Source organism: Streptomyces sp. NPDC045846 (genome assembly GCF_056431605.1).
This window is the reverse complement of sequence record NZ_JBWKKJ010000006.1, coordinates 1-23,605: the sequence shown is the minus strand read 5'-3', so window position 1 is coordinate 23,605 and position 23,605 is coordinate 1. Positions and strand designations below refer to the sequence as shown.

At 70.6% G+C, this 23,605-nt stretch carries 23 protein-coding genes, 1 pseudogene and 1 riboswitch; of the genes and pseudogenes, 8 read left to right on the top strand and 16 right to left on the bottom strand.

The window, feature by feature from the left end; translation table 11 throughout:
- Positions 1-150: 150 nt before the first annotated feature.
- Together AC07F3_RS17565 and AC07F3_RS17560 are read right to left on the bottom strand one after the other, a co-directional pair.
- Entirely contained in the window at positions 151-1,134 is a 984-nt protein-coding gene (locus tag AC07F3_RS17565) for an EamA family transporter (RefSeq protein ID WP_479114975.1), read from the bottom strand.
- 252 nt (positions 1,135-1,386) lie between these two features.
- Positions 1,387-1,905: pseudogene (locus AC07F3_RS17560) on the bottom strand (peptidase); the annotation flags it as partial.
- 244 nt (positions 1,906-2,149) lie between these two features.
- Between AC07F3_RS17560 and AC07F3_RS17555 the strand changes: the two are divergent.
- On the top strand, positions 2,150-2,341 hold the full coding sequence (locus tag AC07F3_RS17555) for a hypothetical protein (RefSeq protein WP_479115844.1): 192 nt from the start codon (positions 2,150-2,152) through the stop codon (positions 2,339-2,341).
- A 115-nt stretch (positions 2,342-2,456) separates the two neighbouring features.
- Positions 2,457-2,885: a type II toxin-antitoxin system Rv0910 family toxin gene (locus tag AC07F3_RS17550; RefSeq protein WP_479114973.1), complete on the top strand. Its 429-nt coding sequence runs from the start codon at positions 2,457-2,459 to the stop codon at positions 2,883-2,885.
- 52 nt (positions 2,886-2,937) lie between these two features.
- Here the strand turns inward: AC07F3_RS17550 and AC07F3_RS17545 are convergent, their stop codons facing one another.
- On the bottom strand, positions 2,938-3,543 hold the full coding sequence (locus AC07F3_RS17545) for a PadR family transcriptional regulator (RefSeq protein ID WP_479114971.1): 606 nt from the start codon (positions 3,541-3,543) through the stop codon (positions 2,938-2,940).
- A gap of 239 nt (positions 3,544-3,782) precedes the next feature.
- Between AC07F3_RS17545 and AC07F3_RS17540 the strand changes: the two genes are divergently transcribed.
- Positions 3,783-4,031, top strand: a complete 249-nt coding sequence (locus AC07F3_RS17540) for an SCO4226 family nickel-binding protein (RefSeq protein ID WP_479114969.1) — start codon at positions 3,783-3,785, stop codon at positions 4,029-4,031.
- Positions 4,032-4,206: 175 nt separating this feature from the next.
- Complete coding sequence (locus AC07F3_RS17535; RefSeq protein ID WP_479114967.1) at positions 4,207-5,022, top strand: PhzF family phenazine biosynthesis protein; 816 nt, start codon at positions 4,207-4,209, stop codon at positions 5,020-5,022.
- A gap of 72 nt (positions 5,023-5,094) precedes the next feature.
- Here AC07F3_RS17535 and AC07F3_RS17530 read toward each other — a convergent pair whose 3' ends face one another.
- Positions 5,095-5,898 (bottom strand): CPBP family intramembrane glutamic endopeptidase, encoded by an 804-nt coding sequence (locus AC07F3_RS17530; RefSeq protein WP_479114965.1) that lies wholly within the window; start codon positions 5,896-5,898, stop codon positions 5,095-5,097.
- A gap of 176 nt (positions 5,899-6,074) precedes the next feature.
- On the opposite strand from AC07F3_RS17530, the gene AC07F3_RS17525 reads away from it, so the two are divergent.
- Entirely contained in the window at positions 6,075-6,365 is a 291-nt protein-coding gene (locus tag AC07F3_RS17525) for a hypothetical protein (protein ID WP_479114963.1), read from the top strand.
- A gap of 70 nt (positions 6,366-6,435) precedes the next feature.
- Here the strand turns inward: AC07F3_RS17525 and AC07F3_RS17520 are convergent, their stop codons facing one another.
- Positions 6,436-7,950, bottom strand: coding sequence for a glutamate-cysteine ligase family protein (locus tag AC07F3_RS17520; protein ID WP_479114961.1), 1,515 nt, complete (start codon positions 7,948-7,950; stop codon positions 6,436-6,438).
- A 487-nt stretch (positions 7,951-8,437) separates the two neighbouring features.
- Here AC07F3_RS17520 and AC07F3_RS17515 point away from each other — a divergent pair, with 487 nt between their 5' ends.
- Together AC07F3_RS17515 and AC07F3_RS17510 are read left to right on the top strand one after the other, a co-directional pair.
- The gene (locus tag AC07F3_RS17515) at positions 8,438-9,025 is read left to right on the top strand and encodes a hypothetical protein (RefSeq protein WP_479114959.1); all 588 of its coding nucleotides are present in this window, start codon (positions 8,438-8,440) and stop codon (positions 9,023-9,025) included.
- Positions 9,026-9,357: 332 nt separating this feature from the next.
- Entirely contained in the window at positions 9,358-9,564 is a 207-nt protein-coding gene (locus AC07F3_RS17510; RefSeq protein ID WP_053729707.1) for a DUF5999 family protein, read from the top strand.
- 115 nt (positions 9,565-9,679) lie between these two features.
- Here the strand turns inward: AC07F3_RS17510 and gcvP are convergent, their stop codons facing one another.
- Positions 9,680-12,565, bottom strand: a complete 2,886-nt coding sequence (gene gcvP, locus AC07F3_RS17505) for an aminomethyl-transferring glycine dehydrogenase (protein ID WP_479114957.1) — start codon at positions 12,563-12,565, stop codon at positions 9,680-9,682.
- Positions 12,566-12,758: 193 nt separating this feature from the next.
- A riboswitch (glycine riboswitch) is annotated at positions 12,759-12,865 on the bottom strand.
- Between the two features lie 136 nt (positions 12,866-13,001).
- Here gcvP and AC07F3_RS17500 point away from each other — a divergent pair.
- Positions 13,002-13,379, top strand: coding sequence for a PRC-barrel domain-containing protein (locus AC07F3_RS17500; protein WP_479114955.1), 378 nt, complete (start codon positions 13,002-13,004; stop codon positions 13,377-13,379).
- Here AC07F3_RS17500 and AC07F3_RS17495 read toward each other — a convergent pair.
- From AC07F3_RS17495 to clsA, 10 genes are all read right to left on the bottom strand, one after another.
- Positions 13,295-14,779, bottom strand: a complete 1,485-nt coding sequence (locus AC07F3_RS17495; RefSeq protein WP_479114953.1) for a DNA polymerase IV — start codon at positions 14,777-14,779, stop codon at positions 13,295-13,297. The genes AC07F3_RS17500 and AC07F3_RS17495 overlap by 85 nt on opposite strands.
- A gap of 56 nt (positions 14,780-14,835) precedes the next feature.
- Positions 14,836-15,423 carry a MerR family transcriptional regulator gene (locus AC07F3_RS17490; protein WP_479114951.1) on the bottom strand — a complete coding sequence of 196 codons (588 nt, stop codon included), beginning with the start codon at positions 15,421-15,423 and terminating at the stop codon, positions 14,836-14,838.
- Positions 15,424-15,646: 223 nt separating this feature from the next.
- Positions 15,647-16,120, bottom strand: coding sequence for a bifunctional nuclease family protein (locus AC07F3_RS17485; protein ID WP_006123076.1), 474 nt, complete (start codon positions 16,118-16,120; stop codon positions 15,647-15,649).
- 53 nt (positions 16,121-16,173) lie between these two features.
- The gene (ftsR, locus tag AC07F3_RS17480) at positions 16,174-16,917 is read right to left on the bottom strand and encodes a transcriptional regulator FtsR (protein ID WP_479114949.1); all 744 of its coding nucleotides are present in this window, start codon (positions 16,915-16,917) and stop codon (positions 16,174-16,176) included.
- 21 nt (positions 16,918-16,938) lie between these two features.
- Entirely contained in the window at positions 16,939-17,883 is a 945-nt protein-coding gene (locus AC07F3_RS17475) for an FHA domain-containing protein (RefSeq protein ID WP_114035228.1), read from the bottom strand.
- Between the two features lie 82 nt (positions 17,884-17,965).
- Positions 17,966-18,775, bottom strand: a complete 810-nt coding sequence (locus tag AC07F3_RS17470; RefSeq protein ID WP_479114947.1) for a DUF881 domain-containing protein — start codon at positions 18,773-18,775, stop codon at positions 17,966-17,968.
- 5 nt (positions 18,776-18,780) lie between these two features.
- Complete coding sequence (locus AC07F3_RS17465; RefSeq protein WP_031069011.1) at positions 18,781-19,113, bottom strand: small basic family protein; 333 nt, start codon at positions 19,111-19,113, stop codon at positions 18,781-18,783.
- A complete protein-coding gene (locus tag AC07F3_RS17460) occupies positions 19,110-20,042 on the bottom strand; it encodes a DUF881 domain-containing protein (protein ID WP_479114946.1) in 933 nt (310 codons plus the stop codon). The genes AC07F3_RS17465 and AC07F3_RS17460 overlap by 4 nt, the downstream gene beginning before the upstream one ends.
- Positions 20,043-20,130: 88 nt before the next feature.
- On the bottom strand, positions 20,131-22,626 hold the full coding sequence (locus tag AC07F3_RS17455) for a sugar phosphate nucleotidyltransferase (RefSeq protein ID WP_469836846.1): 2,496 nt from the start codon (positions 22,624-22,626) through the stop codon (positions 20,131-20,133).
- A gap of 113 nt (positions 22,627-22,739) precedes the next feature.
- Positions 22,740-23,348, bottom strand: coding sequence for a cardiolipin synthase ClsA (clsA, locus tag AC07F3_RS17450; RefSeq protein ID WP_114035232.1), 609 nt, complete (start codon positions 23,346-23,348; stop codon positions 22,740-22,742).
- Between the last annotated feature and the right edge of the window lie 257 nt (positions 23,349-23,605).

Genomic DNA, 23,605 nt, shown 5'->3' with positions numbered 1-23,605 from the left:
GAAGAGGAAGACAGCTGACTGGTCGCAGGCGTTGAACGCGGGCAGCGACGAGCCGCTCGGGGACTGCCCGAGCCGGGTCTTCGTCAGGAGTGCGGCCGCCCGCGTTACGCGGCGGGAGGCGGCAGTACGGTCGCGTGCATGATCGCCACCTTAGGCGGCCGGGTGTCCGGCCGACAACTCCCCTTCGGCGGGGGCCGGTCCGCCCGAGGCGATCGGCCCCGACGACGCCTTGGGCGCCGAGGACTGGGCGATGAACGCGCCGGTCAGGACCACCGCGCCGCCGATGATCTGGGGCGCGGAGAGGTGTTCGCCGAGCAGGACCCAGGCGAAGACGGTCGCGAGCACCGCCTCCAGGCAGGCGACCACCCCGGCCACCTGGGGGGAGAGCCTGCGCACGGAGATGACCCCGGTGACGTACGCGACCACGGTGGCGATCAGCACGATCCAGCACAGCAGCAGCACGGCCGGGACCCGGGTGCCGTCCATGTCGGCGCTGCCGCCGAGCACCGACCACCTCATGCCCCAGGGCCGGGCCACGGCGGTCAGGACGAGCGAGCCGATCAGCAGCCCGTAGGCGATCACGCCGAGCGGGTCGACCGCGTCCTCGCCCTCGCCGCCCTGGTCGGACAGGACGAAGTAACCGACCTGGCAGCATGCGGCGCCGAGCGCGAGCAGCAGCCCGACCGCGTCGAAGCTCAGGCCGGACCAGACCTCGACGACACTGGCGAGCCCGCCCACGGCGAGCACCACGCCGACCGCGGCGGCCCGGCTCACCGGCCTGCGCTGGACGAACCGGACCCAGCCGAGGACGAGCGCGGGCGCCAGATACTCCACGAGCAGCGCGACGCCGACGGGTATGCGCGATATGGAGGCGAAGTAGCAGGCCTGGACGCCCGCCACGGCCAGCAGTCCGAACCCGGCGAGCAGCGCGGGCTTGCGCAGCACCAGGCGGCGGTGGCGCCAGGCCACCGGAAGCATGACGAGCGCGGCACCGGTCACCCGCAGCCACACCACGTGCAGCGGGTCGAGGCCCGCCTCGATGAGCGGCTTGGCCGCCACCCCTGAACCACCGAACGCGAAGGCCGACACCAGGGCGAGTCCCAGGCCGACGCTTCTTCCCTGAGACGCGTGCATCGGCACATCATGGCAGCCCGCGTCAGCACCGTCATCCGCGTGACACCTGTCGAGACGGCGGGGTCGCGGACGGCTCGTCGAGGGCCTTCGGCGAGCCCGGCGACGAGGCCCTCAGGCCTGCCGGGAGGGCTCTCCCGTGTGGTGGGCGCGGCCGCGGCCGGAGGGCTCGATCAGTTCCTCGGGCAGCCCTGGTCCGCACGGCTCGGCCGGACTCGCGGGCCCCGTACCGGACGGTTCCCCCGGCCAGTGGTCCGCCCCGTGGCCGGACCGCTCCCCCAGCCGTTCCGCCAGTGCGGCCGCATCCACCCCCGCGTGCCGCAGGACCTGGACGGCCCGGCATTCCGGGTCGGCGGCCAGGGCCGCGAGGAGGTCCCGCCCGGTGACCCGCTCGCCGCCGCGGGCGCCCGCCCTGCGCAGCGCGTACTCCATCGCCGTCAGGGCGCTCGGCGACCATCCCGGCTGCGTCATCAGCGGGACCGCCCCGGAGTCCTCGACGGATCCCTGCCAGCGCAGGCCGTAGCCGATGCTGCGCTGCACCAGGTAGCCGAGCACGCGCGCGACCTGCGGACCGTCCTCGAACGCGGCCCGCACCTCGGGATCGCTCTCCATCAGCGAGTGCAGCAGATGCGCGGTGTCCAGCTGCCGGTCCCCGTCGCGCAGCGCACGCCTGCGGGCTCCCGCGACCACCGAGGCCAGCTCCGCGGTGAGTCGGGCTTCGATGTCTGCGGGAACCGGGGCCTGGTGAGGGGCGCCATGAGGAGGACTGTGCACCCGTCAACCTCATCATCCGATGACTGGGGGGAACATCCCCGCCGGGGAGCATTCGCCCCTCCCACAGAAGTTGGGCACGGATGACCGGGTTCTCCTCCTTATGGATGAGATCTCGGAAATCTCCCCCGCGAGGGCAACCCGGGGCGCGAGGCGTCGCAACCCGCGCCCCTGACGCAACCGCGCCGCCCTCCGGGCTCGTCCTTCGCGTATGACACAGCCGTCCCCGCCGCTAAGGGAGCCGCCGATGTGCTGGATGGTCGCCCTCCTGGCCCAGGACGGGCTTCAGTACGTGTACCGGGTGTACGCGCCGCGCGACGCGCTCCCCGGCGACCTGTTCTGGGCGGCGTTCCACTGCCACGACGAGTCGGCTCGGCCGCGCGCCTGTGACCTCTTCGACTCGGCGCTGATCTGGGCGCTGGAGACCCAGAAGATCTGAGCGGAGGGGGCAGCGGGCGTCCAAGAATCTGACGGTTCATCAGTATTGAATGTTCGCCCGGCCCCCGCTACGTTCCGCGACACGTCCCCGTCACCGTCCCCGAAGGAGTGGTCGCATGGCCGAGGTCAGCGCGGAGGCACGTATCGAGGCTCCGGCCGAGAAGGTCTGGGCACAGCTCACCGACTTCTCCTCGTACGGCGAGTGGAACGCCACGCACACCAGCTTCCCCGCGGGCGGCCCGGACAAGCTGGAGCTGGGGGCGACGTACGCGGAGAACATGAAGCTCATGGGCTTCCCCGCCGAAGTGGCCTGGACGGTGGACGAGTTCGAGGCCGGCCGGGTGTTCGGGGTCCGGGGCAAGGGCCCGATGGGGGTGAACGTGGCCAACCGCTACACCGTCATCGCCGACGGCGCGGCCTCCACGGTCCGCATCGACGGCGAGTTCACCGGGGCCGCGGTCTCGCTCATGGCGGGCAAGCTCAAGGACTCGGCGACGGCCGCGCTCAACGAGTCGCTGCGCAAGCTCGGGGGCCTGTGCGTCTGAGCACGCGAAAGCCCCGCGGCCGGTGGCCGCGGGGCTTTGCTCTGCGCGAGGGTCAGTCCTCGTCGGCAAGGATCAGATAGAGCTTCTTACGGGCGTCGTTGATGACGGCGAGTGCCTTCTGGCGCTGATCGGCGGAGCCGGTCTTCCAGACCTGGCCGAACGCCTCCATGAGCCCGACACCGGCCTGCCGGATCTCGTGCATGGCCTCCCAGTCGACTCCGCGCCCGGCGTCCTCCCAGGGGGCGTCGGCCCCCGACTCGGCCTCCGTGCGCCCGGCGTCGGTGAGCGTGAACAGCTTCTTGCCGCCCTCGCTCTCGCTGGTGATCAGACCCTCGTCCTCCAGGAGCTGGAGGGTGGGATACACCGAGCCCGGGCTGGGCTTCCAGGCCCCGCCGCTGCGCTCGCCGATCTCCTGGATCATCTCGTAGCCGTGCATCGGCCGGTCCCTCAGGAGGGCCAGGATCGACGCGCGGACGTCGCCGCGCCGCGCCCTGCCCCGGGGACCGCCCCGGCCGCCACGGCCGCCGGGACCGAACGGCCCGCCCCACGGTCCCCCGCCGAAGCCGGGACCGAACGGCCCGAAGGCGGCACGCCGCCCCTCGAAGTCGCCCCGACCGCGATGGCCGGGTCCTTGCTGTCCGTATCCATGTGAACGCATGGTTTCGCTTCCTTCCATCGTTGATCTGTCGCGATGCGTCAACGATATATCGGTGACTTACGCTTGGCAACCCCCTCCTCCGACGGGGCGTGCCGTCGGGTCCGGTCCGGGGCGGCCTTTCCCGCTCGCCGACGCGGCCGTGGGGGCGCACGATGGAGGAAGCGGCGCCGGAGCTGGGGCCGACCGACCCGCCGACTCCAACCGCCCCGGTGCGGAACGTCGAAAGGGGGTGTGACGTCATGTCGCAGTTCATGGACGTCCACCACGGGATGACGGGCATCACGGCCGACCAGCTGAAGCAGGCACACCAGGCGGACCTCGCCATCGAGAAGGAGGAAGGCGTCCACTTCCAGCAGGCCTGGGCCGACCCGAAGTCGGGCACGGTCTACTGCCTGTCGGAGGCGCCCTCGGCGGAGGCGGTGCAGCGCATCCACGAACGGGCCGGTCACCCGGCCGACGAGGTCCATCCGGTCCCGCTGATCGTGTGAACCCCCCGGGCCCGGGGCACCGAGCCGTGGCGGACGCCCCGCCACCTCGGCCGGGCCCGGACATCCCGACGCGGTACGAACGCCCCGAGGTGGCCGGCGCACGGCACCGGAAACCGGTCCAGCCACCGGCGATTGGCCTTGGCCTGCGGGTTCTTCCCTCCCGTACGGTGCCGCCATGCGCATTCGAATCGTCGACGCCTTCACCGACCGCCCCTTCGCCGGCAATCCGGCCGGCGTGCTGCTGCTCGACGCCTTCCCGGCCGACGCCTGGTTGCAGGACGTGGCCCGCGAGGTCAACCACGCCGAGACCGCCTTCGCGCACCCGCTGCCGCCGGGCCACGACGCCGACTGGGCGCTGCGCTGGTTCACCCCGGCCACCGAGGTCGACATGTGCGGCCACGCCACGCTGGCCACCGCGCACGTCCTGCATGCGACGGGGGCCGCGACCGGCACGGTGCGGTTCGCCGCCCGCTGCGGCCTCCTCACGGCGAGCACCGCCGAGGACGGCACCATCACCCTGGACTTCCCCACCTCCTCCCTGGAGGAGGAGCCGGTCCCGCCGGGCCTCGCCGAGGCGCTGGGCGCCCCGGTCCTCTCGGCCCACGGCACCTCCGCCGACATCGGCGACCTCCTGGTGGAGCTGCCCGACGAGACGGCCGTACGCGCGCTGGCGCCCGACACCCGCGCGCTGGGGCGGCACTCCCGGCGCGGCATCATCGCCACGGCGGCGGCCGCGGACCCCGGCTCCGGGTACGACTACGTCTCGCGCTGCTTCTTCCCCAACGTCGGCGTCGACGAGGACCCGGTGACCGGCAGCGCCCACACCGCGCTCGCGCCCTTCTGGTCGGCGCGCCTGGGCCGCGCTGAGCTGACCGGCCTCCAGGCCTCGGCCCGCTCCGGGCTCGTCCGCACCCAGGTGCGCGGCGAGCGCACCCTGCTCACCGGCCGCGCGGTGACGGTCATCGACGGCGACCTGCTGACCGCTCCGTAGGGCCGCGCCTCAACGGCGTAAGGGGCATACGCCATGGGCGTACGCCCCTTACCGCGGTCACCCCCGCACGGCTCACATCGTCGGCAGCCAGCTCACCTTCCCCGCGAGCAGCGCGTACCCCACGAAGGCGCCGATGTCGAGCAGGGAATGCGCCACCACGAGCGGCCCGACCCGCTGCCAGCGCCGGTAGAGCAGGACGAAGACCACGCCCATCACCATGTTCCCGATGAAGCCGCCGATGCCCTGGTAGAGGTGGTACGAGCCGCGCAGGACCGAGCTCGCGACGAGCGCGGCCATCGGCGTCCAGCCCAACTGGCCGAGCCTGCGCAGCAGATATCCGACCACGATCACCTCCTCCAGCACGGAGTTCTGCAACGCCGAGAGGACGAGCACCGGGTACTTCCACCACACGTCGGGAAGCGACTCGGGGACCACGGTCAGATTGCCGCCCGCCGCCCGCGCCACCAGATAGAAGGCGAGCCCGGCGCTGCCGATCCCGGCGGCGATCAGGACGCCCCGGCCGAGGTCGGACCAGGGCCGCGTCCGGTCGAAACCGATCACCCGCAGACCACCGGCCCGCTCGCGCAGCAGCAGGTGCGCCACCAGCGCGACGGGTACGAGCGCGGTCGCGATGCCGAAGAGCTGCCAGGCGAGATCGAGCCACGGCCGCCCGGGGGCCAGCGAGCTGTTGAGGTGCGCCGCCTGATGCTTGAGGCCACCCGGCCTGGTGAGCGATCCGATGAAGCTGATCAGCGCCGACACTCCGCTCGCGCCGAGCGAGAGCGCCAGCACGAGCACCGTCTCGGACCGCAGGATCCGCGGTGAACTCCCCTGTTCGGGAAGAGAATCAGCCACACGCCCGGCCTCCACCTGCACACCTGCCTCCAGTTGACGAATCCCGTCCCCACCCCACCGCCGCCCCGCCAGGGTCTCGAAGGAAATTACGAAGATCGCGCGCGACAGGCCGGGGCAGGCGCCCATTGCGTTGGTGCGGTCCCCATTTCCTTGTTCAGGGTTCAAAGAGGGGCACCACCGCCACGGGAGGTCACAGCTTGCCCGACGACGCCGCGACCGGGAGCACCGGGGAGGGCGGGACCACCCCGCGGCGGCGCACGATCGCCCTCACCACCGCTCTCGTCCTGGTGGCCGGGGGCACGGCCGTCTCCGCGCAGCGCGGACTGCTCACCTTCCGCCACTCCTGTACGGCTTCGGCCGTGCGGCCGGATCTGGCAGCCGAGACCGGCCAGGCGCGCCGCAAGCAGGCGGTGTCCTGTCCGAACAGGTGGCCTTCGCGTACAACGCCTCGCACGGACCCGACCGGAGAGTGCGGCTATGCCAGGTGAACGACCCGCCCGGCATCCAGGCCCTGATCCTCAGGGCGATCGTGAACCTGGGCCGGGCCCAGCACCACGGCTAGCGCCCCGACGGCCCGGGGAAGCCCGTCGGCCAGGTGTGTACCGGCTCGCCCCCCAGCATCAGCTCCCGGTAGCGCCGCGTGGTGGCCGCGAGCGCCGCCTCCCGGCCCAGGCCCGCGGTCAGCGCCCGGTGGTAGGTGTCGACCTGCCAGGACGCGCCGTTGACGCGGCGTCGGCACCGCTCCTCGATGATGCCGAGGTAGTGGTCCCGGTCGGCCGGTGCGATCCCCCACGCGTCGAGCCCGGACGCCGCCAGCGGCAGCAGCTCCTCGCGCACGAGCTTGACGGCCGGCACCCGGGCGAGGCTCCCGCCGCGCCGGGGCGCAGGCCACAGCAGCTCGGCGTCGATGCCGTACCGGCAGGCGGTGTCGAAGTTGGCGGCCGCCGACTCGAACGGCAGCCGCGTCCACACCGGCCGGGCGTCCTCCGCCAGGGCACGCACCAGGCCGTAGTAGAACGCCGCGTTGGCGAGGACGTCGGTGACGGTGGGCCCGGCCGGGAGCACCCGGTTCTCGACCCGCAGGTGCGGGACGCCGTCGGCGATGCCGTACACCGGCCGGTTCCAGCGGTAGATCGTGCCGTTGTGCAGCACCAGTTCCTTCAGGCGCGGCACCCCGCCCTCCGCGATGACCCGCAGCGGCTCCTCCTCGTCGCAGATGGGCAGCAGCGGCGGGAAGAAACGCAGGTTCTCCTCGAAGAGCTCGTACGCCGAACTCACCCAGCGCTCGCCGAACCAGGTGCGCGGTCGCACCCCCTGGGCCCGCAGCTCGGCCGGTCGGGTGTCGGTGGCCTGCTCGAAGAGCGGCGGGCGCGACTCGCGCCACAGCTCCCGCCCGAACAGGAAGGGCGCGTTGGCGCCCACCGCGATCTGCACGGCGGTGACCACCTGCGCCGCGTTCCACACCGCGGCGAAGCGCGCGGGCGTCACCTGGAGGTGCAGCTGCACGGAGGTGCACGCCGCTTCGGGGGTGATCGACGCGGAGGTGCACACGAGCCGTTCCACCCCCTGGATGTCGAGCGTGAAATCCTCCCCGCGGGCCGCCACGATCTGGTCGTTCAGCAGGGTGTAGCGATCGACGTCGGAAAGGTTCCCGGATACGAGATCGTCCTGGCTCAGGGTCGGCAGAATTCCGATCATGATGATGCCCGCATCGACCTCGGCGGCTTTGCGATCGGCGTAACCGAGCCCGGTCCTCAACTCCTCGGCGAGTTGGTCGAATACCCGCCCGCCGAGCCGGTGCGGGGCAATGTTGACCTCCAGGTTGAACATTCCGAGTTCGGTCTGGAAATCCCGGCTCGCGATGCGCTCAAGCACCTCGGCATTCATCATGCGCGGCATACCGTCGGGACCCGCGAGATTCAGTTCCAGCTCCAGCCCCATCAGGTTCCTTGGACGGTCGAACCGCTTCTGGTCCAGCAGCTTCCCCAGCCCCTCCAGGCACTGGTGCAGCTTGTCCCGGTAGCGGTGCCGATCGGACAGGTCGAACCCGCCTGCCTCGACCTTCTCCCCCATCGAAGGGTCCCTCCTCGAATGGGCAGCCAGCGACACCGGCCGCTCGCGTCATGGTCGATAATGCCCAGGCAGACTGATCCATAACGCCAGCGCGGGCGACGCCACCGGAGTAGCGTCAGGGCCAGGGCCCGCGGCACATTCAGCGGGCATACGGCAACGTGCAGTTACCGCCCGCTCGGAAATGGTGAAAAACACCGACGAGATTCGGCCGACCCCCGGCGGGAAGGCTTTCCAGGTGGAGGGCCCGCGCCGGACATTCCCCCGGGTGAATCGCCTGCACGGAAGGTCCGGATACCGACTTGCGGGCAATATCCGCGACAGCTAGACGAAACACTGCGTGAACACGTGTCGTATAAACTCCGCAAACGAGGCAGAGAGTTGGCGCCCCGGCCATCGCTCGACGGCCCCCCTCTGACCCCGCACCGCAGACAGCGCCGTCCGCACTGCCCACGCATCACCGTGTCTCCGAAGTGAGAGGCGACCCACCATGCCGCTGCATGTCCCCCCGGCCCCCGCGCCCGCCCTGCGCAGCGTACTCGCGGCACTCGGTTCCCCCACCGCCGTACGCGAGGCCCGCACCCCGGCCCTCCGCTCCGCCGAAGGTCCGCTCACCCCCGAACTCCCGCTCCCGCTCCACGTCCTGGACGGGATCACCCCGGGCGGCCGGACCCCGCGCACCCACCTGGCCGGCTGGCGCTTCCTCATCAGCGACCCCGAGCATCCGGTCGCCGCCGCGGACACCCGCCTCACCCCGGACGGCTGGGCCTTCTCCCACTTCTTCGAGGGCCCCTACATCGCCTCGACCCAGCGCGCCCTGCGCCAGGCCGAACCGCTCACCGGGCACTACCAGCCCCGGCTGCTCTCGGTCCCCGAGCTGTACATGCTGACGCTGTGGCTGCACTCCGACGCCACCGCCGACGGCGCCTCGGGCTCCCCCGCCCCGCACGACCTGCTGGTGCCGCTGGCGCCCGCGCCGCCCGGCATCTGCGCGCACCGTCCGCTGCGGGTGAGCGAACTGCTGCCGGTCCTGACCCTGCGCCTGGCCCCCGCGCCCCTGCTCGGCCAGCCCGTCTGACCTCGCCCTCGGCGATGCGCGAAAAAAAGTGCCCCGCGACCGGTGTGGTGGCGGGGCACTGGTGTGTCTATGCTGCGTACGCGCCGCCTCGGCCATACGGGCTAGTCCCGCCGGGCCACTGCGAACCACCCGAAAAGACAGGCCAGTTGAGCTGAACCGTCCGCACGGGTGATACGTCATTAAGCAGTAGGAAGCGCTGCCGCGAAATCCCTGCGGATTGACGCCCGTGGGGCAACACTGGGATCGGACCGACCGACTGACTACGGGGGGCGGCCATGAACAACGCATCGAGCCGCAGCACACTCACCACGACGCAGCGAAAGAACGCATCCATGTGCCAGCACCAGCCAGCCTGCCCTACAGCCTTCTCCGCCGACCGGGAAGCCGCGAAGCCCGTGGCACACCACCCGGAGCAGGGGTGGAGCCTGCTGTGCAACGGTGTCCTGCTCTTCGAGGACACCGGTGAGCTGCTGCCGGACGGGCAGATCATCGCCCCGCACCGGTCGCTCACGGCGGAGCAGGTGGCGACGGCCGCCTGACGCGGCCTCGTTCGGCAGTTCTCGTACGGACCCGTCCCCGCGGACGCGTTCCGTACGGACAACACAAGGGCCGGCCCGGGGAACATCCCCCGAACCGGCCCTTACGCATGTCCGGTCAGTTGTCGTACTCGTCCAGGGGCGGGCAGGAGCAGACCAGGTTGCGGTCGCCGAAGGCGCCGTCGATGCGGCGGACCGGCGGCCAGTACTTGTCGGCGGCCGAGACACCGGCCGGGAAGACGGCCTCCTCGCGGCTGTAGGCGTGGTTCCACTCGCCGCCGAGCGCCGCCGCGGTGTGCGGGGCGTTGGCCAGCGGGTTGTCGTCGGCCGGCCAGGCGCCGGAGGCGACCTTCTCGATCTCGCCGCGGATCGCGATCATCGTGTCGCAGAACCGGTCGATCTCGTTCAGGTCCTCGGACTCGGTGGGCTCGATCATCAGCGTGCCGGCCACCGGGAACGACATGGTCGGCGCGTGGAAGCCGTAGTCGATCAGGCGCTTGGCGATGTCGTCGACGCTGACGCCGGTCGCCTTGGACAGCGGCCGCAGGTCCACGATGCACTCGTGCGCGACGAGCCCGTTCGGGCCCGTGTAGAGCACCGGGTAGTGCGGCTCGAGGCGCTTGGCGATGTAGTTGGCGGCGAGCACGGCGACCTGGGTCGCGCGCTTGAGGCCCTCGCCGCCCATGAGACGTACGTACGCCCACGAGATGGGCAGGATGCCCGCGGAGCCCCACGGCGCGGCCGAGATCGGGCCGACGCCCGTCTCGGGACCGGCGGACGGCTGGAGCGGGTGGTTCGGCAGGTACGGCGCGAGGTGCGCGCGCACGCCGACCGGGCCGACGCCGGGGCCACCGCCGCCGTGCGGGATGCAGAACGTCTTGTGCAGGTTCAGGTGCGAGACGTCGCCGCCGAACTTGCCCGGCTTGGCGAGGCCCACCAGGGCGTTGAGGTTGGCACCGTCGACGTACACCTGGCCGCCGGCCTCGTGGACCAGACCGCAGATCTCCGCGACGTGCTCCTCGAACACCCCGTGCGTGGACGGGTAGGTGATCATCAGCACCGACAGTTCGTCGCGGTACTGCTCGATCTTGGCGCGCAGGTCGTCCGCGTCGACCTCGCCGTCGTCGGCGGTCTTGACGACGACGACCTTCATGCCGGCCATCACGGCGCTCGCGGCGTTGGTGCCGTGCGCGGAGGACGGGATGAGGCAGATGGTGCGCTGGGTGTCGCCGTTGGCGCGGTGGTAGGCGCGGACCGCGAGCAGGCCCGCGAGCTCGCCCTGCGAACCGGCGTTGGGCTGGATGGACACCGCGTCGTACCCGGTGACCTCGGCGAGCCGCTCCTCCAGCTCACGGATGAGCGTCAGGTAGCCGGCGGCCTGCTCGACCGGCGCGAAGGGGTGCATCTGCCCGAACTCGGGCCAGGTCACCGGCTCCATCTCGGTGGTCGCGTTCAGCTTCATGGTGCAGGAGCCGAGCGGGATCATGCCGCGGTCCAGCGCGTAGTCGCGGTCGGCGAGCTTGCGCAGGTAGCGCAGCATCGCGGTCTCGGAGCGGTGCTGGTGGAAGACCGGGTGGGTCAGGAAGTCATCGGTACGCAGCAGGGCGTCGGGCAGCGTGTCGGCGGCCGTCTCGTCCAGCGCCTCCACATCGGCGTCGACCCCGAACGCGGCCCAGACGGCGGCGAGTTGGGCCCGCGTGGTGGTCTCGTCGCAGGCGAGGGAGACGGTGTCCGCGTCGACCAGGTGCAGGTTGACCCCGCCCTCGCGGGCGGCGGCGACGGCCTCGGCGGCCTTGCCCGGCACCCGCACGGTCAGCGTGTCGAAGTAGGCGCCGTGCACGACGTCGACCCCGGCGGCCCTCAGGCCCTCGGCGAGCAGGACGGCGTAGCGGTGGGTGCGCCGGGCGATCTGCCGCAGCCCGTCCGGGCCGTGGTAGACGGCGTACATCCCGGCCATGACGGCCAGCAGCACCTGCGCGGTGCAGATGTTGCTGGTGGCCTTCTCGCGGCGGATGTGCTGCTCACGGGTCTGCAGGGCCAGCCGGTAGGCCTTGTTGCCGTCCGCGTCGACGGAGACGCCGACCAGGCGGCCGGGCAGGCTGCGGGCGAACTTCTCCTGGACCGCCATGAATCCGGCGTGCGGGCCGCCGAAGCCCATCGGGACGCCGAAGCGCTGGGTCGTGCCGACGGCGATGTCGGCGCCGAGCGAGCCGGGCGAGGCGAGCAGCGTGAGCGCGAGCAGGTCGGCGGCGACGGTGACGATCGCGCCGAGCTCGTGGGCCGCGTCGATGACGGGCTTGAGGTCGCGGACCTGGCCGGAGGCGCCGGGGTACTGGAGCAGCACGCCGAAGACGCCGCGCTCGGCGATCTCGGCGGGGATGCCCTCGCTCAGGTCGGCGACGACGACCTCGACGCCGGTCGGCTCGGCGCGCGTCTGAATCACGGCGACGGTCTGCGGCAGGGTGTCGGCGTCGACCAGGAAGACCCCGCCCTTGACCTTGCCCACGCGCCGGGACAGGGCGAGCGCCTCGGCGGCGGCGGTGCCCTCGTCGAGCAGCGAGGCGCCCGAGGTGGGCAGGCCGGTCAGCTCGGCGACCATGGTCTGGAAGTTGAGCAGCGCCTCCAGGCGGCCCTGCGAGATCTCCGGCTGGTAGGGCGTGTACGCCGTGTACCAGGCCGGGTTCTCCATGACGTTGCGCAGGATCACCGGCGGCGTGAAGGTGCCGTAGTAGCCAAGACCGATCATGGGGGCGAGCACCTGGTTGCGGTCGGCGAGCCGGCGCAGCTCGGCGAGCACCTCGGCCTCGGTCCGCGCCTCGGGCAGCCCCAGCGCCCCGGCGCTCTTGATGACGTCGGGAACGGCGGCGGCGGTCAGCTCGTCGAGCGAGCCGTAGCCGACCTGCGCGAGCATCTTCGCCTGGGCCCCGGCATCGGGCCCGATGTGGCGCTGCTCGAACGGGATGCCACGCTCAAGGCTGCTGAGCGGAATGCGGTTGGCGGTCATTACGGAGGCCTCCTGGTCGCACGACCTGCGAGGGGCACCACGGCGCGGGTGCCCGGACGGCCTCCCCCTCTGTCATCTCAACCTGAGAGCTTCACCGGGCGCGTGGCAGCGACCCGGTTTTCACCGTCGGTGAGGAAAGGTTCCGCCCGGGCCGGAGTGCCCGTGCTTCCCCCGTCCTGCTTTCCAGAGTGACCTCGTCCGTGCGGTCCGTGGGCCTGAGAGATTCCGGGGAGGAGTTGCTCCTTCGGCGCCCGCCGCGAACTCAGGGAGCTCGCCGGAGGGCTCTCCCGCACGGGGTCAGCAGCCGTTTGCCAGCCTACCAGCGAGGTCCGAGCCCGATTCTTTGTTCCATGTCTCAAGTGGCCAACACTCACGATGTGCACTTTCGTAGTGCTTATGGAGCAGTTGTAACCGGTTGCGACCAGTTGGAGGGACCGTGCAGACCGATATCGATCCGCGCAGCCTGATCGGCCGCAAGGCGTACGACCGCAGTGGACGCAAGATCGGAACGGTGGACGAGGTCTACCTCGACGACGCGACGGGCGCACCCGAGTGGGCCGCGGTGCGCACCGGCCTGTTCAGCCGGGACGCCTTCGTCCCCCTGGAACCCAGCACCCTGGTCGAGGAGGCCCTGCACGTCCCGTACGACCGTGCCCTGATCAAGGACGCGCCCGACTTCGGCGTGGGCCGCCACCTCTCCCCGGACCAGGAGCTCCAGCTCTACCACCACTACGGTCTGGACATCGCGGCCCCCGACCCCGGCCCGCCGCCGTCCGACCGCGACTTCGGCCGGCTCGCGGGCGGCGACATCTGACCCCCGACGACAGCCTCCCCGGCCTCACCCTCGCCCTCGCCCCTCGCCGCGTCCGTTCCCTCGACGAGCGGCAGCGGCTCCGAGACCGTGAGGCCGGGATCGTCCACCCGGAAGGTGCGCACCCGGCCGGGCCCCGCTGACGTCGGCGTCTCGAAGCGCACGGTGACCCGGCCGACCCCGCTGCCCTGCACCCACCCCGGCCCGTACTCGGCATGGCGCACGTCGTGCCCGGCCAGCCACCGCCGCTGCGCCGGATCCGGTTCGGGCTCCGCCTCCACGGGCTCCGCCGGGCCCTGCTCGCCCTCGGGCTCCTCCTCCGCCCGCTCCCCCGCTGCCTGAGCGAACAGGTCCTCCTGCGTGAAGTCGGCGAGCCCGCTGACCCCCACGCCGAGCAGCCGGACACCACCGGTGGTGTCCACGGAGTCGAGCAGGCGCCCGGCGGCCTCGCGCACCACCGCCGGGTCGTCCGTGGGACCGCGCAGCGTCTCGGACCGGGTCAGCGTCGAGAAGTCGTAGCGGCGGACCTTCAGCACGATGGTCCGGCCCGAGTGCCCGGACCCGCGCAGCCGCTGCACGCACCGGTCCGCGAGCCGCCCCACCTCGGTCGTGATCCGCACCCGGTCGTGGAGGTCGATGTCGAAGGTGTCCTCCACCGACACCGACTTGGCGTCCCGCTCGGCCACCACCGGCCGGTCGTCGTACCCCGCCGCCATCCGGTACAGCGACGCCCCGTGCGACTTCCCCAGCAGCCGTACGAGCTCGTCCTCGCCCGCCTCGACGAGGTCGGCGACCGTGGCCATCCCGGCCCGCCGCAGATGCTCCCCGGTGGCCGGCCCGACGCCCGGCAGGGTGCGCACCGTCATCGGCGCGAGGAGCTCCCGCTCGGTGCCCGGTTCTATCAGCACGAGCCCGTCCGGCTTCGCCTGCTCGGAGGCGATCTTGGCGAGCATCTTGGATCCGGCGAGCCCGACCGATCCGCTCAGCCCGGTGACCGCCCTGATGTCCCTGCGCAGCCGCTCACCGGCCTCCCGGGCCGAGGCCGACCCGAAGGCCACCCCGCCCGCCTCCAGGTCCACGAAGGCCTCGTCCAGGCTCAACGGCTCGACCAGCGGGGACAGCCGCCCGAGCAGCTCCATCACCTGCTCGCTGATCGTGCGGTACAGCTGGAAGCGCGGCACCAGATAGGCCGCGTTCGGACAGAGCCTGCGGGCCTGCGCCATTGGCATCGCCGAGCGCACCCCGAACCGTCTGGCCTCGTACGACGCCGTCGAGACCACCCCGCGCGGCCCGAGCCCGCCCACGATGACCGGCTTTCCGCGCAGGCTCGGCTTCGACGCCTGCTCCGCGGCGGCGAAGAAGGCATCCATGTCCAGATGCAGGATGGTCGGCGCGGCTCTCACACGACCGATGCTGCCGTACGCCACTGACAATCGGCCCGGCGGCGCCGCCGGAGGGGTCAGACAGCGCGGTTGCGCCGTCTGGCCAGCTCGTCGGCCGGGTTGTGCCCGACGAGGGTCTCGCCGGTGTCCACGCGCTCGCCGTGCAGCTGCGACAGGGCCGCCTCGACGTCCCGCCACACCACGCCCACGGCGATCCCGAAGATGCCCTGGCCGCCCTGGAGCAGGTTCACGACCTCGTCCGGGGACGAGCACTCGTACACCGTGGCCCCGTCGCTCATCAGCGTCATCCGCTCCAGGTCGCGAAAGCCGCGCTCCCGCAGGTGCTGTACGGCCGCGCGGATGTTCTGGAGGGCTACGCCGGTGTCCAGGAAGCGCTTGACGATCTTCAGGACGACGACGTCCCGGAAGCTGTAGAGACGCTGGGTGCCCGATCCGTACGCCGGACGGACACTGGGCTCGACCAGGCCGGTGCGGGCCCAGTAGTCGAGCTGTCGGTAGGTGATCCCCGCCGCCGCGCACGCGGTCGGCCCCCGGTATCCGATCGTTTCGGTACTCGGGTCGGCCGCACTGCTGTGGAGCGGGTACGGCCCGCCCTCCCCCGGACTACGTCCGGGAGCGCCCCCTGCCGTACCGTCGCCGCTCATTCTCACGCCGACCCTCCGTCCTTGACCTGCCCACTCGACGGTAGGCAGTCACTCGGGGTGCGTCAACGATCGCCACACTCGGCACGCCGAGTGATAATCACCCTGAGAGTGGTTTCCCGTGACTCTCGACGGGAAAGGCTACTCGAATGCGCCGAAACACCCCCGGCGCACGCACCGCGCACGCCGTCCTCGCGAGGGCCGCCGGATCACGCGTATCCGGAGCTCACTGGCTGTTGGTGCCGAAGTCCTCGGGCGAGATCTGGTCGAGGAACTCGCGGAACTTCTCCACCTCGTCCTCCTGCTCGTCCGGGATGGCGATGCCCGCGTCGTCGAGGACACCGTCACTGCCGTAGATCGGCGTTCCGGTGCGCAGGGCCAGCGCTATGGCATCGGACGGCCGGGCGCTCACCTCGACCCCACTGGCAAAGACCAGCTCCGCGTAGAAGACGCCTTCGCGCAGGTCCGTGATGCGGACCTCGGTCAGCTCCTGGCCCACGGCCTCCAGCACGTCCTTGAAAAGGTCGTGCGTCAAGGGCCGCGCCGGCGCCATCCCCTGCTGGGCGAAGGCGATCGCGGTCGCCTCCCCCGGACCGATCCAGATGGGGAGGTACCGATCGCCTCCCACTTCACGCAGGAGCACGATCGGTTGGTTGGAGGGCATTTCCACCCGGACACCCACGACGTCGAGCTCGTTCACACAGCAACCCTAGGACGTGCTCGGCAGGTTTGGGTAGTCGGGCACCTACAAGATCAGTGAAGCCGGACACCCAGAGCGGTCTGCACCAGGGCCGCGTGGAGCCGCACGGAGAGGGCCGCGAGCTCCTTCGTGGTGGCCTCCGCATGGGCCCTGGTCTGCGGATTGCGGTGCAGCCGCAAGGGTGCGACCACCTGCTCGATCAGCCCCGCCTCGCGGTCCGCGGCGGCCTTCACCGCACGCAGATGGCGCGGTTCCAGACCGAACCGCCCCAGATCCGCCACAAGACGTGCCACATTCACCGACTCCGCGTCGAAGCCGCCCTCGGGACCCGGCGTGACCAGCCCGTACGACTCCCACTCGGCCAGCTCCGCCTCGGTGACCTCGGCGGCCGCCATCAGCTCGGCCCGGCCCACCCGGGCGGCCGTGGGACGGTCGGCGTCGGGCTCGCCGAGGCCGTCGAGCAGCTCCCGGGACCCGCCCGGTGCGGGCAGGGAAGGCTGCTCACCGCGGCCCAGGGCGTCCAGGTGCTCGCGGATGACCCGGAGCGGCAGATAGTGGTCCCGCTGCATCCGCAGCACCTGGGCCAGCCGCTCGACGTCCTCGGCACTGAATTTGCGGTACCCGGACGGCGTACGCCGCGGCTCCACCAGGCCCTCGGACTCCAAGAACCGGATCTTGGAGATCGTCACCTCGGGAAATTCGTCCCGCAGCTGGTTGAGCACCCCGCCGATGCTCATCAGCCGGCCGCCCGCGGCGGCGGTGCCGGATCCGGCACCGCCCGTCGGTGTCTGCAGCATGGAACCTTCCCTGGCCGGTGCTCAGAGCGCGCGCTGGCTCGCGTAGAAGACCAGCCGGTACTTCCCGATCTGGACCTCGTCGCCGTTGGCCAGGTCGACGGAGTCGATCCGCTCGCGGTTCACGTACGTGCCGTTGAGGCTGCCGACGTCGGAGACGGTGAAGCGCCCGTCAGGACCGCGCCGGAACTCCACGTGGCGGCGCGAGACCGTCACGTCGTCCAGGAAGATGTCGCTCTGCGGGTGGCGGCCCGCCGTGGTCAGCTCGCCGTCCAGGAGGAAGCGGCTTCCCGAGTTCGGCCCGCGGCGCACCACCAGGAGCGCCGAGCCCTGCGGCAGGGCGTCGACGGCGGCCTGCGCCTCCGGGGAGAGCGAGGGCAGCTGCGTCTGGCCCGTCACCTCGGCGTCGTACGCCTCGAGACCGGAGATCGAGATGGTCGAGGTGGTCTCGGAGGCGCGCTCCGGAACGACACCCGGCCGCAGCGGGGCACCGCAGTTGGAGCAGAAACGGCTGGCGGCAGCATTGCTGTGCCCGCACCTCGTACAAACAGGCATGCCCGACATCGACGGATCCTCCTGCCGCGGCGGCACCGCGTGGGCACTGGTGGCATACGGGTCGGAGCCAAACCCTCCACCCGTACCTGAGGTTGACGGTTCCCCGAAACCTATGCGCCCTGCACCCGCAGGGTCAACAGACGACGCGCCCGGAATGTCACCACCGGAACCAGCCACCTCATCGCGGAACAGCGGGCGCTCCCCGCCCTGCTCCTCCGGCCCACCGGGGCGCTGAGCACGGTGCCTGGCGGCGTTGCCGCCGTCCTGGCGTGCGCTCTTGCCGAACAACTTCGCAAACAACTTCACGGGCGATTCCCCTTGACCGAAATAGACCCGCCCGTGGGGCAGGACGAACCCAGAATCAACACACCTGCCGACCCGGACATCCTCACAACGTCCGTATCCGCCAAACAGTTTCCACCACGCACCACTGTTACGGAGCGGCGACCCCCCGCAACCTCCTGCCCTTGTGCGGCAGGTCTCACGCCCGCCCTCATCAGTGCGAGGACGACTGAGCGTAGTCAGGCCGCTTCGCGGCTCGCAAGGCGCTCACAACGATCTTCTCCGCGCGGGCCACTGTGGCGGTGGCCTGCTCCTTCTCCAGAGTCTGCACGACCCCGCCGGGAATGTTGAGCGCCGGCTCCAGGTCCTGCGGCTTGCCGATCACCTTGAAGACGTACGGCGCGGTGACCTTCTTGCCGTCGACGCCGATCCCCCCGGTCTCGTCCGAGAAGTACGTGTTGGCCACCACGCGGACGTCGTTGACCTGGATCGCCTCCGCCCCCGCCGCGCGCAGTTCCTGCACCGTGTCAAGCACCTTGTCGGCCTCGACGGCGCCCTTGGGGTCGCTGATCGTCAACGTGATGCCGGGCCCCTGCGCCGCCACCGTGCCGGCCAGGATGCCGAGCTGCTGCTCCTTCTCCACGGTCTGCTTGCGCGCCTCCTCCGCCTGGTTCGAGCTGGTCTCCAGCTCGGTGCGCTGGCCCTCCAGACGCTGCTTCTCATCCTCAAGACGCTTCGTACGCGAATCCAGTTCATCCAGGATGCGCACCAGATCCTCCTGGCGGGCGCCGCGCAGCGCGCTGTTGTCGCTGTTGGAGCGGACCTGGATGGCCAGACCGAGGCCGAGGACGAAGAGCAGCAGCGCCACGATCAGCTGCGCCCGGCTGACCCGCGGCGGCCAGAGCCCGGCGGCGAGTCGCTGACGTCCCGTCAGTTCGGTCTTCGCCTCGCCGGATTCACCCGGAGCGTCGACGGGCCGCTCCTCGCCGCCGTCACCCTGATCGGTGTTCTTCACGTCGCTCACCGGCCTCAGGCCCTGAAGACGTGCCGACGGATGGCGGCCGCGTTGGAGAAGATCCGGATGCCGAGCACCACGACGACACCGGTCGACAGCTGCGCGCCGACACCCAACTTGTCACCGAGGAACACGATCAGGGCCGCGACCACCACGTTGGAAAGGAAGGAGACCACGAAGACCTTGTCGACAAAGATGCCGTCGAGCATGGCACGGAGCCCGCCGAAGACCGCGTCGAGTGCCGCGACGACGGCGATCGGCAGATACGGCTCGACCACCGCAGGCACCTCGGGCCGGACGAAAAGTCCGACCACGACTCCCACGACGAGGCCAAGTACGGCGATCACGATGTGCCCTTCCCTGTGTCGGCCGCGCCCTTGCCGGCGCCCGTGGCCATTGGCTTTGCTGTGCGTACGGTCAGGCTCGGCGCCGCGGGCAGACGCACGTCGGCCTCGGCCGAAATGCTCGCCCTGATCCCGTAGTTCTGTTCCAGCACGTGCAGGTACTGACCGTCCGCGCTGTCCTGGAAGTCCGTACTCAGCTTCTTGCCGTCCCCCACCGCGAGGACCGTGTACGGCGGCACCAGAGGCCGGTTGTCGACCAGTATGGCGTCGCCCGCGGCCCGGATCGCCGAAAACGATGTCAGCCGCTGCCCGTTGATGGCGATGGCCTCCGCGCCCGACTGCCACAGCCCGTTGACCACGCGCTGCATGTCCCGGTCCCGTACCCGGCCGGTGTCCGCGAAGGTCGTACTCTCGCGCGGGCGGCTGCCGTCACCCTGGCTGGTGTCCTTGGCGTCGTCGACGACCAGTTTCACGCCCGGCCCGTGCACCTCGGTCGCCCCGGACAGCAGCGCCACCAGTTCGCCCTGGTCGCCGCCGTGCTTCTCGAGCGCCTTGCGCTGGCGGTCCCCGACCTCGGTCCGCAACCCGTCCACATCGTCCTGCAGCTTGTCGGCGGCCTTGGTCTCCGACTCGACCCGGTCGATCAGCTCCTGGCGCTCCTTGGCGACCACAGGAGCGGTGATGCGGGCCTGCGCGGCCCCGACCGTCACCACCAGAGCGGCGAGCACCAGACCACCCGCGAGAGCGAGCTTGGCCCGCAGCGTGCGCGGCATCCCCGCTGCGCCCTCGGCCTCGCGGCGGGCGGTGGCCTCCGCGTAGCCGTCGTCGAGCGCGTGGTCCATGACATTGGTCAGCAGCGACATCGACGCGTCGGGACGCGGGGGCGGAGACGGCGTGCTCCGAACGGGGGGCTGCTGCGACATGCCGCACATCGTCGCACGTCGGCACCGCTGCCACCGAATGGCCCCACCGGTGTGCCGGGCCGGGCCCGCAAGGCCGGCCCGGCACACCCTCACGACATCAGTGACCTGCGCTGTCGACCACCGCGGCCCACTCGTCGAGCAACGCCTGAGCCGATACGTCGTCCGGCCCCTCGGCCCACAGATGGGTGACGGCCTCGGCGGGATCGGGCAGCACCATCACCCAGCGGCCGTCGGCCTCGACCACCCGAACGCCGTCGGTCGTGTCCACGGACCGGCTCCCGGCCGCCTCCACGACCCGGCGCATCACCATGCCCTTGACCGCCCACGGAGTCGGAATGTCCCGCCGCAGCACGTGCGCCTGCGGTATCCGCGCGTCGATCTGGCTGAGCGTGAGCTGGGTGCGCGCCACCAGCCCGATGAGCCGCACGAACGCGGCCGCTCCGTCGAAGACGCTGCTGAACTCGGGCACGATGAACCCGCCGCGCCCGTCTCCGCCGAAGATCGTGGACTCCTCGCGGCCCACCCGGGTCAGGTCGTCCGGCGACGTGGTCGTCCACTCCACCTGGGTGCCGTGGTACGCGGCGACCTGCTCGGCGATCCTGGTGGTCGTCACCGGCAGCGCCACCCGCCCGCTGCGCCGCTCGGCCGCGACCAGGTCCAGCATGACCAGGAGCGCCCGGTCGTCCTCGACGATCCGGCCCCGCTCGTCAACCAGCGAGAGCCGCTCGCCCACCGGGTCGAACCGCACCCCGAACGCGGCCCGCGCCGAGGCGACGATCTCCCCGAGTCGTACGAGCCCGGCCCGCCGGCTCTCGGCGGACTCGGTGGGCCTGGACTCGTCCAGACCCGGGTTGATCGTCAGCGAGTCGACCTTGAGCCGACCGAGCAGACTCGGCAGCACCAGACCGGCGCTTCCGTTGGACGCGTCGACGACGACCTTGAGCCCCGCCTCCGCGATGCCCGTCGTGTCGGCCGTGCGCAGCAGCGACCCGGTGTAGGAGTCGAAGACGCTGGAGGGGAACTGGAGGTCTCCGATCTCTCCCGGGAACGCGCGCCGGTACTCCTGACGTGCGTAGACCCGGTCGAGCTTGCGCTGCCCGGCCTGCGACAGGTCCGCGCCCCGCTCGTCGAAGAACATGATGTCGACAGAGTCCGGAACCCCCGGCGACGTACGGATCATGATCCCGCCCGCGCTGCCGCGCGCGGTCTGCTGCCGCGCGACCGGCAGCGGCACGTTCTCCAGATCCCGTACGTCTATGGCGCTGGCCTGCAGCGCCGAGATGACGGCTCGCTTGAGCGCACGCGCACCACGCGAGTGGTCACGTGCGGTGGTGACCGTCGAGCCCTTCTTCAGCGTGGTGGCGTACGCGCCCGCGAGGCGGACGGCGAGCTCCGGGGTGATCTCGACGTTGAGGATCCCGGAGACGCCCCGGGCTCCGAAGAGATGGGCCTGCCCCCTCGACTCCCAGATCACCGACGTGTTCACGAAGGCGCCGGCCTCGATGGTCTTGAACGGGTAGACCCTGACGTTTCCCTGGACGATCGACTCCTCGCCGACCAGGCACTCGTCCCCGATGACGGCGCCGTCCTCGATCCGGGCCGCCCGCATGATGTCGGTGTTCTTGCCGATCACACAGCCACGCAGATTGCTGTGCTGGCCGATGTAGACGTTGTCGTGGACGACGGCCTTGTGCAGGAAGGCGCCGCTCTTGACGACCACGTTCGAGCCCACGACGGTGTGCTCGCGGATCTCCACATCCGCTTCGACCTTCGCGTAGTCCCCCACATAGAGGGGCCCTCTGAGCACCGCGTCCGGATGCACCTCGGCGCCTTCCGCGACCCATACGCCCGGGGAGATCTCGAACCCGTCGATCTCGACATCGACCTTGCCTTCGAGCACGTCGGCCTGCGCCTTGACGTAACTCTCGTGCGTGCCGACGTCCTCCCAGTAGCCCTCGGCGACGTAGCCGTAGATCGGCTTGCCTTCCTTCATCAGCTGCGGGAAGACGTCACCGGACCAGTCGACGGACTTGTCCGCCTCGACGTAGTCGAATACCTCGGGCTCCATCACGTAGATGCCCGTGTTGACGGTGTCGGAGAAGACCTGTCCCCATGTCGGCTTCTCCAGGAACCGCTCTACCTTGCCCTCTTCGTCGACGATCGTGATGCCGAATTCCAGGGGATTGGGCACACGGGTCAGGCACACCGTGACAAGGGCGCCCTTCTCCTTGTGGAAATTGATGAGATCGGTCAGATCGAAATCGGTGAGGGCATCACCCGAGATGACCAGAAAGGCATCGTCCTTGAGGGCTTCCTCGGCATTCTTCACGCTGCCCGCGGTACCGAGGGGCTTCTCTTCGTTGGCATAGGTGAGCTCCATCCCGAGCTCTTCCCCGTCACCGAAATAGTTCCTGACGAGCGACGCCAGGAACTGCACGGTCACAACCGTCTCATTGAGCCCATGCCGCTTGAGCAGCCGCAGCACATGCTCCATGATCGGCCGGTTCACCACCGGCAGGAGCGGCTTGGGCATGCTCGAAGTCATGGGGCGAAGGCGTGTGCCCTCGCCGCCAGCCATCACGACGGCCTTCATGTCGGAAACGTCCTCCTAGCAGAGACGACGGTCTGGCCGACTTCACCCGCACGTGCAGGCCTCTGGCGTCACACATGGCTTCCGGCACGACACCGGGCCCGCGATCACCGAGCTCAATCGGCCGCTACGTCCGCCTTCACCAACCGGCGGACCTGAACCACATACAAGATTCCTGCCCACCAATACAGAGTTGTACCCCATCCAGCGAACGCCCATCCGAAAATCGCCGCGAGGGAGGCCAGCCAACCGCTTCCGTCACTGAGCAGCAGGAGCGGGAACGCATACATCAGGTTGAAGGTCGCGGCCTTGCCCAGGAAGTTCACCTGGGGCGGCGGATAGCCGTGCCGGCGAAGGATGCCCACCATCACCAGAAGCATCAACTCGCGGGCCACCAGGGCAGCGGTCAGCCAAATCGGCAGAATCTCCCGCCAGGTGAGACCAACCAGCGTGGAAAGGATGTACAGGCGGTCGGCGGCCGGGTCGAGCAGTCGGCCGAGACTGCTGATCTGGTTCCACCGCCGGGCGAGCTTTCCGTCCAAGTAGTCACTGACACCGCTCAGCGCCAACACCAGCAGAGCCCAGCCATCACTGTTCGGGCCGCCGAAGACGGGGCGGAGAATCAGCCACAGGAAGAGCGGTACGCCGACAAGGCGCGCCATGCTGAGAATATTGGGGATGGTGAGCACCCGGTCCGTCTGAACGCGAGTCTCCTGGACCTCCACCCGGGGGCCTCCTGTGGGAAACGTGCCAACGATGCCCCCTGACCCTACCGTCAGCGAGGGCCCCGGATGCACCGGGGGTACGAGCGCTCCTCCTGGACCCGCAACCGCATCCCCGAAAACGCCCGCAAACGCGAAAAAGCCCCGCACCATGGACCCGTATTTCTACGGGTCTGGTGCGGGGCTTTCCCCACAATTTGTTCGGCGGCGTCCTACTCTCCCACAGGGTCCCCCCTGCAGTACCATCGGCGCTGAAAGGC

Excerpts from the sequence above, each read along its gene's own strand:
- AC07F3_RS17565 (WP_479114975.1), bottom strand. The coding sequence starts at position 1,134 with ATGCACGCGTCTCAGGGAAGAAGCGTCGGCCTGGGACTCGCCCTGGTG.
- AC07F3_RS17555 (WP_479115844.1), top strand. The coding sequence starts at position 2,150 with ATGTGCTGGATGGTCGCCCTCCTGGCCCAGGACGGGCTTCAGTACGTG.
- AC07F3_RS17550 (WP_479114973.1), top strand. The coding sequence starts at position 2,457 with ATGGCCGAGGTCAGCGCGGAGGCACGTATCGAGGCTCCGGCCGAGAAG.
- AC07F3_RS17545 (WP_479114971.1), bottom strand. The coding sequence starts at position 3,543 with ATGCGTTCACATGGATACGGACAGCAAGGACCCGGCCATCGCGGTCGG.
- AC07F3_RS17540 (WP_479114969.1), top strand. The coding sequence starts at position 3,783 with ATGTCGCAGTTCATGGACGTCCACCACGGGATGACGGGCATCACGGCC.
- AC07F3_RS17535 (WP_479114967.1), top strand. The coding sequence starts at position 4,207 with ATGCGCATTCGAATCGTCGACGCCTTCACCGACCGCCCCTTCGCCGGC.
- AC07F3_RS17520 (WP_479114961.1), bottom strand. The coding sequence starts at position 7,950 with ATGGGGGAGAAGGTCGAGGCAGGCGGGTTCGACCTGTCCGATCGGCAC.
- AC07F3_RS17515 (WP_479114959.1), top strand. The coding sequence starts at position 8,438 with ATGCCGCTGCATGTCCCCCCGGCCCCCGCGCCCGCCCTGCGCAGCGTA.
- AC07F3_RS17510 (WP_053729707.1), top strand. The coding sequence starts at position 9,358 with ATGTGCCAGCACCAGCCAGCCTGCCCTACAGCCTTCTCCGCCGACCGG.
- gcvP (WP_479114957.1), bottom strand. The coding sequence starts at position 12,565 with ATGACCGCCAACCGCATTCCGCTCAGCAGCCTTGAGCGTGGCATCCCG.
- AC07F3_RS17490 (WP_479114951.1), bottom strand. The coding sequence starts at position 15,423 with ATGAGCGGCGACGGTACGGCAGGGGGCGCTCCCGGACGTAGTCCGGGG.
- ftsR (WP_479114949.1), bottom strand. The coding sequence starts at position 16,917 with ATGCTGCAGACACCGACGGGCGGTGCCGGATCCGGCACCGCCGCCGCG.
- AC07F3_RS17460 (WP_479114946.1), bottom strand. The coding sequence starts at position 20,042 with ATGTGCGGCATGTCGCAGCAGCCCCCCGTTCGGAGCACGCCGTCTCCG.
- AC07F3_RS17455 (WP_469836846.1), bottom strand. The coding sequence starts at position 22,626 with ATGAAGGCCGTCGTGATGGCTGGCGGCGAGGGCACACGCCTTCGCCCC.